The following is a 15647-nucleotide window of genomic DNA, read 5'->3' on the forward strand; positions in this document are numbered from 1 at the left end:
AAAGAATCCATATTTGGTATTTTCTGTCAATGCGTAAATCCTATTTTTTTCGCTTGACTTCGGGCGTTAGCGTCTAGTAGAGAAGTACAGTTTTAACCAATATTCGTCACCCACTCGTACAGAACTCATACTGAATTCTGACTCCTGAGTTCTGAATTCTTCTTATAAAAAAAATATTGAATTTTACTGTCGTTAAAATCAAACTATGATTGCTAAAATCAAAGTAAACAAGAATGTCTAATTGGTAGAAAAAAGGCTAAATAAGGATTATGACCGTAACTACCTATAAATGGACAATTAAACGTTATCACCAAGCAATAGAGGCAGGCATCTTTGACGACCAGCCCATTGAACTATTACGCGGCGATCTCATTGTTATGCCCCCAGAACGAGAACCTCACGCCTACTACAACACAGAAGCCGCTGATTATCTTCGCACACTGCTCGGTGAACGGGTAAAAATCCGCGAAGCCAAACCCATTACCTTACCCAACGATTCCGAACCTGCTCCCGATGTTGCGATTGTCAAACCATTAGGTGAGGTCTACTTAGAACACCATCCTTATCCAGAAGATATATTCTGGGTTATTGAATTCTCCAAAGCCACCCTGAGCAAAGATTTAGGTGACAAAAAAGACATTTACGCTGAGGCTGGTATTGTTGAATACTGGGTTGTCAACCTGAAAACTCCGCAGTTAAAAGTATTTCGTGACCTAAAAAATGGGGAATACAAAACTGAACTGACACTAACTACAGGTACTATTTCACCCCTCGCCTTTCCTGATGTATCCGTCCGAGTTGATCGCCTTATAAGTAAAACATAATACAGTGTATTGTGAAAAGCACGAAAGTACCAAATACCTATTAGAGGATGTTTTAAAAGTCCTCTTGTCGGTAACAAAAGGTTTTAGATCCCCCTAAATCCACGCCAGTTGCTCATGGGGGAAACCCCCAAGACCGCACTGGCTCCCCTTAAAAAGGGGGACTTTGATTCCGGTTCCCCCCTTAAAAAGGGGGTTAGGGGGGATCTAAACGTGTCTAAAATCACACCAAAATACTTTTAAAACAACCTCTTAGAAGTGGGGGACTATGGCTCCCAACTTCTAACTGATAACTGTATAAATAGGAGTTATAAGTTATGAATTAAAAATTCATAACTCATCACTTATAACTCATAATTTATAACTCATTTTCTGTAATCGCTTTTGGAATATTGCCAACAGTTGCCAGTTGCACTGTAAAAGTAGAACCTTCATATAATTTACTTTTTACAGAAATAGATCCACCACAACGCAGTAGCAATTGCTGTACGATTGTTAACCCCAATCCAGCACCACCATAATCTTCTGTTGCTGCTGTACGCACACGATAAAAACGGTCAAAGATTTTGGGAATTTCGTTTTCGGCAATACCGATACCTGTGTCGCGGAATTCTAATTGGACATGATCACCTTGAAGACGGGCACGCACCCATACTTCACCCCCATTAGAGGTAAACTTAATGCTGTTGTGCAGCAAATTAATCACAATTTGCCTCAGACCACCACTCACGCACCAAACAGATGGGAGTTCAGTCGGTATGGTGTAGGCTAGCATAATCCCTTTTTCTTGAGCTACAGGTTGGTAGGTACTGACTACTCCAGGCACAATCTCTGAGAGCCGCACTGACTCCAAAGCCATCCCTTCCCAATTACGTTCCAGTTGCACCAGTTCCAATAAACCAGTAATCAGAGAATTTTGATGATCGCACTGGGTATTTAACATCTGTAAATAACGTTGTCGCTGGGGGGGTTTAAGATTAGGGGAGTTTAATAATGAAAGTGCTGTCTTCATGTGCGTTAGGGGTATACGCAATTCCTGACATACATTTTTTAGATATTCATCTTTGAGTTGCTCTTTGTTGTGCAGTTCTTGATTTTGCTGCTGAAACTTGGTGGTGCGTACTGTGATTATTTGACGATTAATTTCATCTTGTCGTAGTAGTTGTTTTGCCAACAGTTGATTCATCAATGCGGCTTGAGGTACGCTTGGACAAATAAAATCAGCAGGTAAAATTGGGGATGATTCTGGCACAATCGCTTGTTTGATACCATCTAATACTTGCTGAATTACTCTCCCTTCAACAGTAGTTATAATCAGCAACGGCTGGTTTTTATTAGTATTTACCTTCCCCGATGTCTGAGTTTTGCGTTTTTTAAGTGGTCGATGAGCCAAAATTAAACTGCAAAACTGGGGCGATAACACCATCAAAAAGTTTTCCCGTCGCAGTTGGCTATCTGGTGGTAGGTGAACGAGGACATAATTGGAAGATGTGGGGGATGAGGGGGATGAGGAGGTATTTAATTTTCCTTCTCCCTTATCTCCTTCTGTTCCCCCTGCTTCCTCATCTTCCCCTTTTCCACTTTCGTCAATCTGGCAAGTATAAATGAGACTAGACGCACCTACCGAGGATTGATAACGCGCTAATTCTGATTGCCAAATTTTTTCTGGTGGTAGCTTCACCCATAAAGTGGCTGCAATTTGCTGCTCAATTAGTAAGTCAATTTGCGCTCTCACCAGTGATAGCAGAGTAGCAGGACTGAGGGACAATGGTTTAGGAGGCACTTGCACTCCCATAACCAGTTGATAAACAGACAGATCCTTAGCCAGAGAAACATTCATGAGTCAAGCACAAAAAGGATGAAGCAAGAAATAAGTCTGTCTTCGATTTTCACCTTTATGTGTGCATTTTTTACAAAATCCCCACGGAAAGAAATATTAACTATAAAAAACTCTACCCACGAGGGAGCAGGGGAGCAGGGGAGCAGGGGAGAAATTGCAGTAAGTTTTTCCCCTCTGCCCCTCTCCTCTGCCCCTCTGCCTCTTGTGCCCAATGCCCAAATTAAGCTTGTACGGCAAGTCTTTGCTGTAAGGCGTTGCGTGCGTGTTCTCGGTCGTCAAAATGGATTTTTTCGGTGCCGAGAATTTGGTAGTCTTCGTGACCTTTACCAGCAAGTAACACTCCATCACCGGGTTGTGCTTGTAAAATAGCGGTACGAATAGCAGTAGCCCGATCGCAAATTACAGTCGGCTGCACTGTGTCAGCAATTCCCGCCAAAATATCTTGCAAAATCCTCTCTGGGTCTTCAGTCCGGGGATTATCTGATGTCACTACTGCCACATCAGCTAATTCAGCAGCGATTTTACCCATTTTTGGGCGCTTAGTGCGATCGCGATCGCCTCCACAACCAAATACACAAATCACTTTTCCCGGTATAAACGGACGTGCAGCTTTCAGTAAATTTTCTAAGCTATCGGGTGTGTGGGCATAATCCACAATCACGCTAATATCTTGTTCAGGATTAATCTGTACCCGCTCCATCCGTCCGGGAACTCCTGGGAAATCAGGTATCACAGATGCCACTAACTGCAAATCTATACCTAAGTGTAAAACTGCTCCTACGGCTGCAAGAAGATTTTCTAAATTATATTGTCCGACTAGGGGCGATCGAAAAGCTACGTCACCTTTTGGTGTATGTAATGTCCCACTGACACCATTCGGCTGGTAATTTAAATCACTCATCCATAAATCAGCGCTGTTGTCGTTGACGCTGTAACTCCAAACGCGCTCAGAATCTAAGGAGGCAATTAACCGCTTCCCGTAGGAATCATCAGCATTAATTATTGCCCGTCCCTTGAGATAATCGGGGCTAAATAACAACGCTTTGGCAGCAAAGTAATCTTCCATGTCGCTGTGATAGTCGAGATGGTCTTGGGTAAGATTACTGAATACCGCTACCTCAAATTCACAACCCAACACTCTACCTTGGGCCAAAGCGTGAGAACTTACTTCCATCACGCCGAACTCACTCCCAGCATTTACCGCCTCAGCTAGCTGCTGTTGCAGTTCTACAGCAAAGGGGGTAGTGTGGGCAGCAGTTTGCTCAAAACCTGCCCAACGAGTGTAGAGAGTTCCCATCAAAGCTGTAGCTAGATTAGCTTTGTTGAGGAGAAATTCAATTAGATGAGTAGTTGTAGTTTTGCCATTTGTCCCAGTCACACCCACCAGCTTGAGTTTTTTCCCTGGATAACCGTAAAAAGCACTGGCTATTTGGGCACAAGCTTGAGTGATGTTACTTGCACTGATGACCACAGCCTGATTTGTGGGAGGATTTTTTTGTGCAGCTTCGGGAGAAACGATCGCAGCTACAGCCCCCGATGCGATCGCACTTTGCCAAAATTCCCCACCATCAACCCGCGTTCCTGGCATCCCAATAAACAAATCTCCCACACGACAAGCATGGGAATTCGTCTTCAAACCCCTAACTTCCACATCCTCTAAAGTCGGATGGCTAGGTAATTGTTCAACACTGTCTACCGCTGTTAGTAATTCCCGCAATTTCATTTTGTGAACCTCGTCACATTCTTAATCTTGCGCTTATTCTGCATTATTTTTTTCTAATTGGCTAAATACTTTCGCAACATTTGCTCCAACTGCTGCACACTAGCACGAGGAGAAGGACGCGGCAATGGTTTCTCACTCGCCTCTTTTTCCTCCTCGCCTCTGTGGTTTGATAAAAAAAGTACCGGCACTTCATACTGATACGCAGCAAACCAATCTTCACGAGTCGTAATATCCCTAATTTCCAACTCGAAACTGAGATTTTGGATTTGTTCTAGCTTTTCTTGCAAGCCTTCACATAAATGACAGCCGGGTTTACTGTATAAAATTAATCGCATTTGATCTGTGGTGAGAGGTTATAAGTTTAAGATAACGAACCGCAAAGGCGCGAAGGAAGAGAGATGAGAAGAGAAGAGTTTGATGTGGGTGAGTATGTTGATCAAATGGCGTTGTTGTTAGATTTAGAGATCAGAGATGAGTATCGTGATGGTGTGGTGGCAAATTTTGAGAGAATTAGTGCGATCGCTAGTCTTGTAAATTCTTTCCCTTTACCAGAGGAAATTGAAGTTGCACCAGTGTTTGAACCATAATGGCTTCAACAATAGCTATGTTGATGTTTTAGTAATATTACTGAGCTTGCAGTATAACTAACGATACTAAGATATTAGCCGATTATATCTTGGAAAAATCAGATGAATAATTTCAATGCTTCTAGTTCATTGAAGTCTGCGGGTGTCGGTAGATTGTTGGTGCGGTTGCTTTGGATGCTGTTAGGATTTGGTATTGCTTCTACGCTATTATCTTTGTTGGAAGTCATAGCAAAGCCACTTTACCAGCTACTTGCTTCTCTTGATGCACTTGTATCAATCATTTCGTTATTTATCAGCTTAATTTCAATCATTGTTTTTTTGGTTTGGCTATATCGTCTCCATGCCGATTTAAAGAATCTATTTAAGGAATATCCGATTACGCCAGGAGGTGCGATCGCACGATTTCTAATTCCCATATATAGCATTTGGGGAATAGCTAACACGTTGTCCACTTTTGCCGATCGATTTAAAGCCGAAGGTGATGATTTAACACGTTTAAGTGAACAAGTGCGATTGTTAATAGGGCCGCTATATGGTTTTATGATCGGGTCAAATCTTGTGACTCGTATGGCTCTTAAAGAAAGTTTTAAAAATCCTGAAAACCAATTTTTGCCCTTTTGGTTTTTATTATCTTGTATTCTAGATTTAGGTTTTAGTGCTACTTTGCTACAACTAACAAAAACTATGCGGACTGCTATTACTCAAAAAGCTAAACGCGCTATCTCTTAATATTTCAGCATGAATTTTAATTCAGCCGATGCCATCACAATAGCTGCTGCTGTGCGCGAGGGTAAAGTTAGCGCGGTGGATGTCACCAAAGCTGCATTAGCACGAATCGCTGCGCGAGATCATCAACTCAACTGTTTTACGGCTATCACTGCTGAAACAGCTTTAACAGATGCAGCCCGCATTGACAGGGAAATTGCCCAAGGTAATCATCCGGGAGTGCTGGCTGGTGTGCCTTTTGCGGTGAAAAATCTCTTCGATATCGCTGGTTTAACGACTCTGGCGGGATCGAAAATCAATGTAGAAAACCCAGCAGCCAGCCTTGATGCAACCGCAGTAGCGAAGCTGAAACAAGCCGGTGCTGTGCTGGTTGGCGCTTTGAATATGGATGAGTATGCTTATGGCTTCGTAACGGAAAATTCTCATTATGGCGCGACTCATAACCCCCATGATTTACAGCGAGTTGCTGGTGGTTCATCAGGTGGTTCGGCTGCGGCTGTTGCTGCTGGATTAGTACCGTTGACGTTGGGTTCTGATACTAATGGTTCAATTCGCGTTCCGGCGGCGTTGTGCGGCGTTTTTGGTTTCAAGCCGACTTACGGGAGGTTATCTCGTGCTGGGGTAGCTTTATTTTCTAGCAGTTTTGACCACATTGGCCCTTTTGCGCGATCGGTGCAGGATATCGCGACGGTGTTTGATGTGCTTCAGGGAGAAGATGATCGCGATCCAATTTGTACAAAACGTCCGCCTGAATTGGTTTTACCACAACTTAAACAGGATATTTCTGATATCAGAATTGCGATCGCTGGTGATTATTTCACCAAAGGCGCAGAATCGGAAGCTTTAGCAGCAGTACGAAAGGTAGCTGATGCAATAGAAGTCACTGAATACGTAATCATACCAGAAGCACACCGCGCCCGTGCAGCAGCTTTTGTGATTACAGCTAGCGAAGGGGCAAATCTGCATTTGGATAAATTGCGTAGGCAAAGCCCACCGAAGGTATCGCGTCCTCAAGATTTTGATGCGGCTACACGCGATCGCTTTTTAGCTGGGGCGTTAATTCCAAGTAGCTGGTATCTGCAAGCACAACGCTTTAGAAATTGGTATCGCGATCGCGTGCGGGAAGTTTTTCAAAATGTCGATGTAATTCTTGCCCCAACTACACCAATTTCCGCACCGCTAATTGGTCAACAAACGATGATTTTGGATGGCGAAGAAATTCTTGTCCGTCCTCATTTAGGGTTATTTACTCAACCATTATCTTTCATTGGTTTACCCGTTTTATCAGTGCCAATTCAGCGTCAAAATGCATTACCTTTAGGTGTACAATTAATAGCAGCACCATATAATGAAGCGTTAATTTTAAGGGTTGCGGCTGCCTTAGAAGCAAAAAGTATAGTTCAGCACCAGTGATTTTTAATGAATAATCGATGATTTGTTGTCATCCCATCTAATACCAATCTGAAAAAATAATGCGACAAATAGACCATTTGTAGAGACGCGATTCATCGCGTCTTTACCCACAGCAAACGACTTTTAAAAGAACCTCTCATCCCTGAATCTGTTCGTGACTTATACTCCATCAAAAGTAGATGGATAAACCACTTTTCCTTTGTAATTTTCCTGATAACTTTGCAGTGCTTTAACCATGAAGAATTCCTCTGGTATTGGAAAGGGAGACTCGATTCCATAAACAACAGAAGTTTTGAAGCCAAAACGAGTATAAAATTGGGGATGACCTAGTACAATTACTACGGCTTCTTTCTTTGCCTCTGCTATCTCTAACCCGGCTTTGATTAATGCACTACCAATTCCTTGTCTTTGAAACAGTGGAAGAATTGCCAAAGGTGCTAAACCAAGTACCTGCAATGTTTCTTTCCCTACCAGGTCAATATAGCTAAATAAAATATGACCGACTACAACATTTTCAATTTCTGCAACTAACGAAAGTTCTGGTATATAGCGCTCAGAACGGCGAATTTCCTCTACAAGTTTAGCCTCATTTTCTTGTCCAAAGGCTAATGTATTCACCTCAGCTATTGCTGGGTAGTCTGTCAAAGTTTCACAACGAATATTCATGATTTTAAAATCAATTCCATAAAAATCCAGTTTGCACGATGTTCTAAAGGAATTTCTGTTTTTTCCAAATATGGTTTGATATCCTGAAAGCCAAATGCACGATAAAGTGCCTGTGCTTCCTTTGCAAAAGGGGCGGTGTCTAAACGTATCCTTGAGTAACCAATGTAGACAGCTTCATTGATGATATCTTGTAACAATGCCCGACCGATTCCTTTTCGGCGAAATTCTGATCTTACATACATCCTTTTTAATTCGCCAACATCTTCACCAATCTTTCGTAAGCAAACACAGCCAGCTATTTTTGCCTCGGATTGCCCAAGAAGCAAGCGTCCTGAAGGGGGTAGAAATTCGTGAAGTTGAGTCATATATTGCTCAAAGAATGTATTAACATCTAAATTAATGCCGAATTGATCGCTGAATATCAATTTAGTCTCGTTAAAATATTCCCAAAATATTTCCTGTATATGGGATTTATGTTCGTCAGTCTCTATCTGAATAATTTTGAGCAAAGTTTATGTCTCCGCTAAATAATTAAACAAAAGCAAAAATTTACAAATATCAATGGTCATCATTCCAGTAATTGATTTAACTACCTTTAGCAATGGCAACGCAGCAACTCGGCAAGCTATTGTGAAACAAATTTATCAAGCTTGTCATGAAATTGGTTTCATGTACTTGCGAAATTCGGGAATATCAAAAGACCTAATAAATAAAGTATTCACTCACAGCAAATCTTTCTTCAATTTACCTTTAGAAGTTAAGCAAAAGCAAGCTTGGAGTGATGAATTTAGTAATACGGGTTACGTTGGGATTGAGAGAGAACGTCTTAACCCCAACAACCCAGGGGACTTAAAAGAGGCGTTGAATGTCAACAAACAAGCGGCTGTAGGGATAGATGCTTCTCTTGTCACTTTTTATGATAGTTGTACAGAACTTGCCAACACGATACTACAAACTTATGCATTGGCGTTGGAGTTGCCAGAAAATTATTTTACAACAAGACATAATCAACAAAATCATACCTTGCGACTATTACACTATCCCCCATTGCAAACACCATCCAAACCCGGACAAGTTCGTGCTGGTGAGCATTCCGATTATGGCAGTATTACCTTACTTTTCCAAGATGATGTTGGTGGGTTGGAAGTACAGACAACATCTGGAGAGTGGATTGCCGCGCCTGCAATTCCTGATACTGTAATAGTCAATACTGGCGATTTAATGCAACGGTGGACAAATCATGTGTTTTGCTCAACTAAGCATCGAGTGATGATTCCCAATGATGATAGGGTGAAGCAGTCCCGGTATTCTATCGCTTTTTTCTGTCATCCTAATGATGATACCGAAATTACTTGTTTGGAAAGTTGCCAGAAAGAACAATCGCCTATTTATCCCCCTATCCTTGCGGGAGAATATCTTTTAAGTCGTTTACAAGCAAGTTATGGTAATTCGTAATTCGTAATTCGTAATTCGTAATTCGTAATTCGTAGTTAAGAAAGATATTTAATATGAAAATATACGACTGGATTGTGGTTGGTGGTGGAATTACGGGTGCTGCACTCGCTTATGAATTAGTAAAAACAGGTTTTGCTGTACTTTTGTTGGAGCAATACAGCACACCACAGAATGCAACTCGCTATAGTTATGGTGGGCTTGCCTATTGGTCTGGCAATACGCCACTAACTCGGCTATTGTGCGAAGAAGCGATCGCACGTTACCATATTTTATCTCAAGAGTTAGACGCTGATATCCAATTTCGGGAATTAGATTTATTACTCACGATTTCAGCCGCTAATGACCCAGAAGCAACTGCGGCATCATATAATCATTTTGCCATTCCACCTCGTTTACTCAGTGTCCAAGAAGCTTGTGAGTTGGAACCGCAGCTAAATCGAGAAGCAATATCTGGTGCTTTAACTGTCAAACACGGTCATATTCACCCAGAAAAAACATCACTTGCTTACATCCAAGCCTTTGAACGTGCTGGGGGTGAAATGCAGATTTCTCAAGTTTTGCAAGTTTTGCAAGATGGTGTCAAAACCACCACTACAACTTACCACAGCGCGAATGTTGTCATTTGTGCGGGTGGACTCAGCCGCCAACTGCTAAAATCTGCTGGTGTTTCCATCAAGCTGTATTTTACCCATGCAGAAATCATTGAAACCCCACCTGTTGATATTAAGCTACGCACTTTAGTTATGCCGGCTAATCTACAACGGTTTCAACTAGAAGCTGAATCTACTCAAGTTGATGAATTGTGGGATGAACTTGGTAATGATTTAGTACCGCCAATTTTAGATGCGGGTGCAATTCAGTTTCCAGATGGTAGTATCCGCATTGGTCAAATTAGCCGTGCGATCGCAGATCCTCATGCCAAGGTAAACTCAGACGTAAGCGAAAAATGGTTGCGAAGAAGTGTTGGTCAAATTTTACCAACATTGGAGAATTTACCAGGGACTTGGTATCATTGCCTAGTGGCATTTAGTAGCAATCAACTACCCTTAATTGGTGCTATCCCAGGATTTGAAGGCGTTCATGTTTTTTCTGGGTTTAGCAATCCCCTAGTACTTATACCACCCTTGGCAAAACGCTTTGCTGATTTTGCAACTGGCAACGAAGATGAAATAATTACAAAAATGCTAATCTAAAAGCCTCGCAGTGAAAAACACAAAATATTCCTGATATTGCTGTGTCAAGCAGCTATCTGTTCAGTAGCGACTAGCATTTTGAAAAAAGACAGATGTTTTCAACTCAATACAGTTCAGAATGAGCAACAAAACCCTGATGTAGAGACGCGATTTATCGCGCCTTCAAAGACTGTCTAGAATCTCAGGCATTCGTGGAAGAGAAAGATTTTTCTTCCTCCACAACATAATTTCATAGATATGAAAATATTTATGAAGTTAACAAAGCTTAATATTAAAAAGTTTGTTTTTTATTACAAAAATGAACTTTTTTGTATAACACGTCACTTTTTACTAGTAAACTATCGCACTAATATCACACTTTGAAGATTGATATTGTCAGCTTTCTATAAGTTGGCTGATTCATCAAGAGGGAAATTCATAAAGATATGAGAAGACAATTTAACCGACGCAAGTTTTTAATCTACGGTTCTGCAACTTTTGGAAGCAGCTTTTTTTTGAAAGCTTGCGCGAATAATTCTCCAACTGCAACAGAGACTCCAGCCGCACCTCCTGCTGCTTCACCAGCGGCGGCTACTGCGGGTGATACCATCAAGATAGGTATTTTGCACTCTCTGAGTGGTACTATGTCTATTAGTGAAAAAAGCGTTGTCGATGCTGAAAAATTAGCAATCAAAGAAATAAACGCTGCTGGTGGTGTCTTAGGTAAACAAATTGAAGCAATTACCGAAGATGGTGCTTCTAACTGGGATACTTTTAGAGAAAAAGCAACCAAGCTAATCGATCAAGATAAAGTAAGTGTAGTTTTTGGTTGTTGGACTTCTGCTAGCCGCAAGAATGTCAAGCCAGTATTCGAGAGCAAAAATCACATGCTCTGGTATCCTGTGCAATATGAAGGTCAGGAGTGTTCTAAAAACATTTTCTACACTGGCGCTGCGCCAAATCAACAAATCGAACCATCTGTTGATTGGCTGTTAAAAAATAAAGGCAAAGAATTCTTTTTAGTTGGCTCTGACTACGTTTTTCCCCGAACAGCTAATACCATCATTAAAGCTCAACTAGAAGCTTTAGGCGGAAAAACAGTTGGTGAAGATTATCTACCCCTTGGTAACACAGAAGTTACACCAATTATCACTAAAATCAAGCAAAACTTGCCTAATGGCGGCGTGATTTATAACACTTTGAATGGTGATAGCAACGTGGCTTTCTTCAAACAATTGAAAGGGGCTGGATTGACACCAGATAAATATCCCTCTATGTCTGTAAGTATTGCCGAAGAAGAAGTTAAAGCAATTGGTGTAGAGTATCTCCAAGGTCACTATGCAGCCTGGAACTATTTCCAAACAGTAGACACACCTGCTAATAAAAAGTTTGTGGCAGCTTTCAAGAAAGAGTACGGTGAAAATCGGGTGACAAATGACCCAATGGAAGCAGCATACATTGCAGTTTATTTGTGGAAGCAAGCAGTACAAAAAGCTGGAACTACTGATTTAGAAAAAGTGCGGGCGGCGGCTTATGGTCAAACTCTAGATGCGCCTGAAGGTAAAGTGACAATGGATGCCAATCATCACATATCTAAAATTGTGCGGATTGGTCAAGTTAGACAAGATGGACTGTTTGATATTGTCTATGCTACTCCAACACCAGTTGAGCCAGTTCCTTGGAATCAGTTTGTAAAAGAGACTAAAGGATTTGCTTGTGATTGGACTGACCCGGCTAAGGGTGGTAAGTTCAAGAAAGCCTAAATAATTCGTAATACTCGCCAAAGGCGAGAAGCAAGCTACGTAATTCGTAATTCGTAATTCGTAATTAATTAACGATTACGAACTATCAGAAATAAGTAGGGTGTGTTACGGCTTTAGCCTAACGCACCATCTTAGATAACGGTGCGTTAGGAGGTCATGTCATGTTTTTTGTTAGAAATAATATAGAAATGCGTGCCTAACATATCCTACGTCAATTCTAAAAACGAGAAGCTGATAGATAGGAGAAATAAGTGTTAGCAGGATTTTTAGAAGCTGTATTTAATGGTATTAGTATTGGCGCTGTATTATTGATTGCCGCGTTGGGACTAGCCATTATATTTGGATTGATGGGCGTCATTAATATGGCGCATGGTGAATTGATGATGTTCGGTGCTTATACAACTTATGTTGTGCAAAATGTATGTAAACAATTGGGCGGGGTATGGTTTGAAGTTTATATATTTTTGGCTTTGATTATCGCTTTTATTTTCACGGCTGCTGTGGGATTAATTCTAGAAAAAGGCGTGATTCGTTATCTCTATGGACGACCGTTAGAAACTCTATTGGCAACTTGGGGAGTAAGTTTAATTTTTCAGCAGTTTGTCCGCAGTGTAAATTGGGTATTGATAATTGGTATAGGCTTATTTTCTCTGTTGTTTTTTGGAGGTTTATGGATTTTAAATTCCCGCACAGATTTGGGAAGAGTTCGTAACTGGATTGTGGCGGTGATATTTTTATTATCGCTGGGGGTGACAATTACAACAGGCAATTTATTGAGTCAAACTTATCAGTTAGCAGTAACTCAACCTTGGTTTGGCGCTCAAAATGTGGATGTAACTGCGCCTACTTGGTTACAAGCAGGGATGTCTTTAGGTGGTGTACAATTACCCTTCGCCAGATTATTTATTATTGCTTTAACAATAATTTGTGTATCAGGAATTTACTTATTTTTACAACGTTCTAGCTGGGGTTTAAGAATTCGGGCTGTGACGCAAAACCGGAGTATGAGTGCTTGTTTGGGTATCCCAACTCAAAAGGTTGATGCGATTACTTTTGCACTGGGTTCTGGTTTAGCTGGTGTGGCTGGATGTGCGATTAGTTTGCTTGGTTCTGTAGGGCCAAATACGGGACAAAACTATATTATCGATACTTTTATGGTTGTTGTCGTTGGGGGTGTGGGCAATTTAGCCGGTACTATTTTGGCAGCTTTGGGTATTGGTACGGCTAATTTTTTAATTGGTTCTGGGACTTTGGCTTTGTTGTTGACTCCTGTTAAACCTTTGGCAGATTTCTTTACTTTTTTTGCCACGACGAGTATGGCGAAGGTGATGGTATTTGCGCTGATTATTGTGTTTTTACAGTGGAAGCCTGGGGGGATTTTTCCGCAGAAGGGACGTACTGTTGATGTTTAAACCGCAGAGATGCAGAGGATACAGAGAATGATAAAGAAGGGGGGAAGGTTAATTTTAATTGAGGTGGGGGTGGTGATTGCGATCGCACTCTTCCTCATTATCATTATGCCACTGCTGCTGACGGAGTTTCGTCTAAATTTATTGGGGCGATTTTTGTCACTGGCGATCGTGGCTTTGGGTATCGATTTGATTTGGGGTTATACTGGTTTACTAAGTTTGGGACATGGTATTTTCTTTGGTTTGGGTGGATATGCGATCGCAATGTACCTGAAACTGCAAGTCCCGACTGGAGAATTACCTGATTTCATGGGGCTTTATGGGGTTACAGAACTTCCCGCATTTTGGCAACCTTTTTATTCGTTTCCTTTGACAATAGCTGCTGTGGTACTAATTCCAGGGTTATTGGCGGGAATATTAGGATATTTAGTATTTCGGAATCGCCTCAAGGGAGTTTATTTTTCTATCTTGACCCAAGCCGGAACTATTGTATTTTTCAACTTCTTTAACGGTCAACAACAATTTTTCAACGGTACGAACGGACTGATAGATTTTACAACTTTCTTTGGGGCAACGGTCAGCGATGCCAAGACGCAATTGATTTTCTACACGCTGACGGTAGTGTTTCTCGCAGCAACCTATGGCGTTTGTCGCTGGTTGACAAGCGGACGCTTTGGGAGGTTGTTGATAGCAATTCGTGATGATGAAAGTCGGGTAAGATTTTCTGGCTACGACCCTACAGATTTTAAGGTGTTGGTGTTTGCAGTTTCCGGTGCGATCGCAGGGATAGCAGGAGCATTTTACACCATTCAAAGTGGTTCTGTATCACCCAGAGCAATGGATATTGCCTTTTCGATTGAAATGGTGATTTGGGTAGCTGTAGGCGGACGCGCTACTTTAATTGGGGCGATTGTCGGAACTTTATTAGTAAATTATGCCCGCACTTTTTTAAGCGAACAATTTGCTGAAATCTGGCTATTTTTCCAAGGCGCACTATTTTTGATAGTAGTTACAGTCCTTCCTGACGGTATCGTGGGATGGTTGCGTAGTCAAAATATTTCTCTTTTCCACCGCCGTCAACAAATTGTTACATATCCAACCTTGGAAGAAGACCCCGAAGTGCAACATGAACGCGAAAATATTGGAAACTGAAAACGTAACTGTTAATTTTGACGGATTTAGGGCGCTAAATCAGCTTAACTTTAGCATGGATGTGGGTGAATTACGGGTAGTAATTGGCCCAAATGGAGCGGGAAAGACAACATTTCTGGATGTGATTACGGGGAAAGTGCAACCAAGCCTTGGGCGAGTGTTATTCAAAGGAAGAAACCTACGTTCTTTACCTGAATATCGAATTGCGCGATTGGGAATTGGGCGCAAGTTTCAAACACCTCGAATTTACCTGAATTTAACGCCCCGTGAAAATCTAGAAATTACTATTAACAAGAAGAAAAATGTCTTTTCTACTTTGTTTGAACATTCTAATGCTGTTGAAAAGAATAATATTAAAGGATTGTTAGAAACCATCGGTTTAACGCCAAAAGCAGATATTAGAGCAGGTTTACTTTCTCACGGTGAAAAGCAGCGTTTAGAAATTGGAATGTTAGTGGCACAGTCACCAGACTTATTACTCGTTGATGAACCAGTTGCAGGTTTAACAGATGAAGAAACCTATAACATCGGCGAATTACTTTTAGCGCTAGCACAAAGTCATTCAATTTTAGTAATTGAACATGATATGGAATTTGTGCGGCAAATTGCCAAGAAAGTAACAGTTTTACATGAAGGTTCGGTGCTGTGCGAAGGGAATTTTGAGGAAGTTCAAAATGACTCTCGTGTTATTGAAGTATATCTAGGAAAACAGGAAGAGTAGATTTTTACCTTATGCAGATTTAAATACCATTCTATCCCTTTGTTAGCTTAATTCATACCGTAATAAGCCATGCCTAACTTTCTATAGAACTCCTGATTTTTGAACAAGACTAGGAGAAAATACGAGTGGTTAAACAGGTGTAAGAAGAGACATATAATTGATGAGATCATTTAATGTGGGGAGACTTAAGTTCTCCTTC

General features: G+C 41.2%; 15 protein-coding genes. 10 read left to right on the forward strand and 5 right to left on the reverse strand.

What is annotated here, in order from left to right:
* Positions 1-269 precede the first annotated feature (269 nt).
* Positions 270-824 (forward strand): Uma2 family endonuclease, encoded by a 555-nt coding sequence (locus RRG12_RS04860; RefSeq protein WP_420758542.1) that lies wholly within the window; start codon positions 270-272, stop codon positions 822-824.
* A gap of 355 nt (positions 825-1179) precedes the next feature.
* Here RRG12_RS04860 and RRG12_RS04865 read toward each other — a convergent pair whose 3' ends face one another.
* The 3 genes from RRG12_RS04865 to RRG12_RS04875 form a co-directional block, all read right to left on the reverse strand.
* Complete coding sequence (locus tag RRG12_RS04865; protein WP_420758543.1) at positions 1180-2661, reverse strand: DICT sensory domain-containing protein; 1482 nt, start codon at positions 2659-2661, stop codon at positions 1180-1182.
* Positions 2662-2881: 220 nt separating this feature from the next.
* Positions 2882-4384 carry a UDP-N-acetylmuramoyl-L-alanyl-D-glutamate--2,6-diaminopimelate ligase gene (locus tag RRG12_RS04870; protein ID WP_420758544.1) on the reverse strand — a complete coding sequence of 501 codons (1503 nt, stop codon included), beginning with the start codon at positions 4382-4384 and terminating at the stop codon, positions 2882-2884.
* Between the two features lie 53 nt (positions 4385-4437).
* On the reverse strand, positions 4438-4719 hold the full coding sequence (locus RRG12_RS04875; RefSeq protein WP_420758545.1) for a glutaredoxin family protein: 282 nt from the start codon (positions 4717-4719) through the stop codon (positions 4438-4440).
* Positions 4720-4782: 63 nt separating this feature from the next.
* Between RRG12_RS04875 and RRG12_RS04880 the strand changes: the two genes are divergently transcribed.
* The 3 genes from RRG12_RS04880 (at position 4783) to RRG12_RS04890 (ending at position 7110) form a co-directional block, all read left to right on the forward strand.
* Positions 4783-4971 carry a DUF4089 domain-containing protein gene (locus RRG12_RS04880; RefSeq protein WP_069070270.1) on the forward strand — a complete coding sequence of 63 codons (189 nt, stop codon included), beginning with the start codon at positions 4783-4785 and terminating at the stop codon, positions 4969-4971.
* A gap of 102 nt (positions 4972-5073) precedes the next feature.
* Positions 5074-5700, forward strand: a complete 627-nt coding sequence (locus RRG12_RS04885; RefSeq protein ID WP_420758546.1) for a hypothetical protein — start codon at positions 5074-5076, stop codon at positions 5698-5700.
* A 9-nt stretch (positions 5701-5709) separates the two neighbouring features.
* The gene (locus RRG12_RS04890; RefSeq protein ID WP_420758547.1) at positions 5710-7110 is read left to right on the forward strand and encodes an AtzE family amidohydrolase; all 1401 of its coding nucleotides are present in this window, start codon (positions 5710-5712) and stop codon (positions 7108-7110) included.
* A 159-nt stretch (positions 7111-7269) separates the two neighbouring features.
* Here RRG12_RS04890 and RRG12_RS04895 read toward each other — a convergent pair whose 3' ends face one another.
* Positions 7270-7776: a GNAT family N-acetyltransferase gene (locus tag RRG12_RS04895; RefSeq protein WP_420758548.1), complete on the reverse strand. Its 507-nt coding sequence runs from the start codon at positions 7774-7776 to the stop codon at positions 7270-7272.
* Positions 7773-8285 carry a GNAT family N-acetyltransferase gene (locus RRG12_RS04900; protein ID WP_420758549.1) on the reverse strand — a complete coding sequence of 171 codons (513 nt, stop codon included), beginning with the start codon at positions 8283-8285 and terminating at the stop codon, positions 7773-7775. The genes RRG12_RS04895 and RRG12_RS04900 overlap by 4 nt, the downstream gene beginning before the upstream one ends.
* A 52-nt stretch (positions 8286-8337) precedes the next feature.
* On the opposite strand from RRG12_RS04900, the gene RRG12_RS04905 reads away from it, so the two are divergent.
* The 6 genes from RRG12_RS04905 (at position 8338) to urtD (ending at position 15448) form a co-directional block, all read left to right on the forward strand.
* Positions 8338-9231, forward strand: a complete 894-nt coding sequence (locus tag RRG12_RS04905) for an isopenicillin N synthase family dioxygenase (protein WP_420758550.1) — start codon at positions 8338-8340, stop codon at positions 9229-9231.
* A 53-nt stretch (positions 9232-9284) separates the two neighbouring features.
* A complete protein-coding gene (locus RRG12_RS04910) occupies positions 9285-10424 on the forward strand; it encodes an NAD(P)/FAD-dependent oxidoreductase (RefSeq protein ID WP_420758551.1) in 1140 nt (379 codons plus the stop codon).
* Positions 10425-10849: 425 nt separating this feature from the next.
* Positions 10850-12166 carry an urea ABC transporter substrate-binding protein gene (urtA, locus tag RRG12_RS04915; protein WP_069070263.1) on the forward strand — a complete coding sequence of 439 codons (1317 nt, stop codon included), beginning with the start codon at positions 10850-10852 and terminating at the stop codon, positions 12164-12166.
* Between the two features lie 251 nt (positions 12167-12417).
* Positions 12418-13578 (forward strand): urea ABC transporter permease subunit UrtB, encoded by a 1161-nt coding sequence (urtB, locus tag RRG12_RS04920; protein ID WP_069070262.1) that lies wholly within the window; start codon positions 12418-12420, stop codon positions 13576-13578.
* Positions 13579-13605: 27 nt separating this feature from the next.
* Positions 13606-14727: an urea ABC transporter permease subunit UrtC gene (gene urtC, locus RRG12_RS04925; RefSeq protein ID WP_420758552.1), complete on the forward strand. Its 1122-nt coding sequence runs from the start codon at positions 13606-13608 to the stop codon at positions 14725-14727.
* The gene (gene urtD, locus RRG12_RS04930; RefSeq protein WP_420758553.1) at positions 14702-15448 is read left to right on the forward strand and encodes an urea ABC transporter ATP-binding protein UrtD; all 747 of its coding nucleotides are present in this window, start codon (positions 14702-14704) and stop codon (positions 15446-15448) included. The genes urtC and urtD overlap by 26 nt, the downstream gene beginning before the upstream one ends.
* The last annotated feature ends 199 nt before the right edge of the window (positions 15449-15647 follow it).

Source organism: Nostoc sp. CALU 546 (assembly GCF_048836525.1).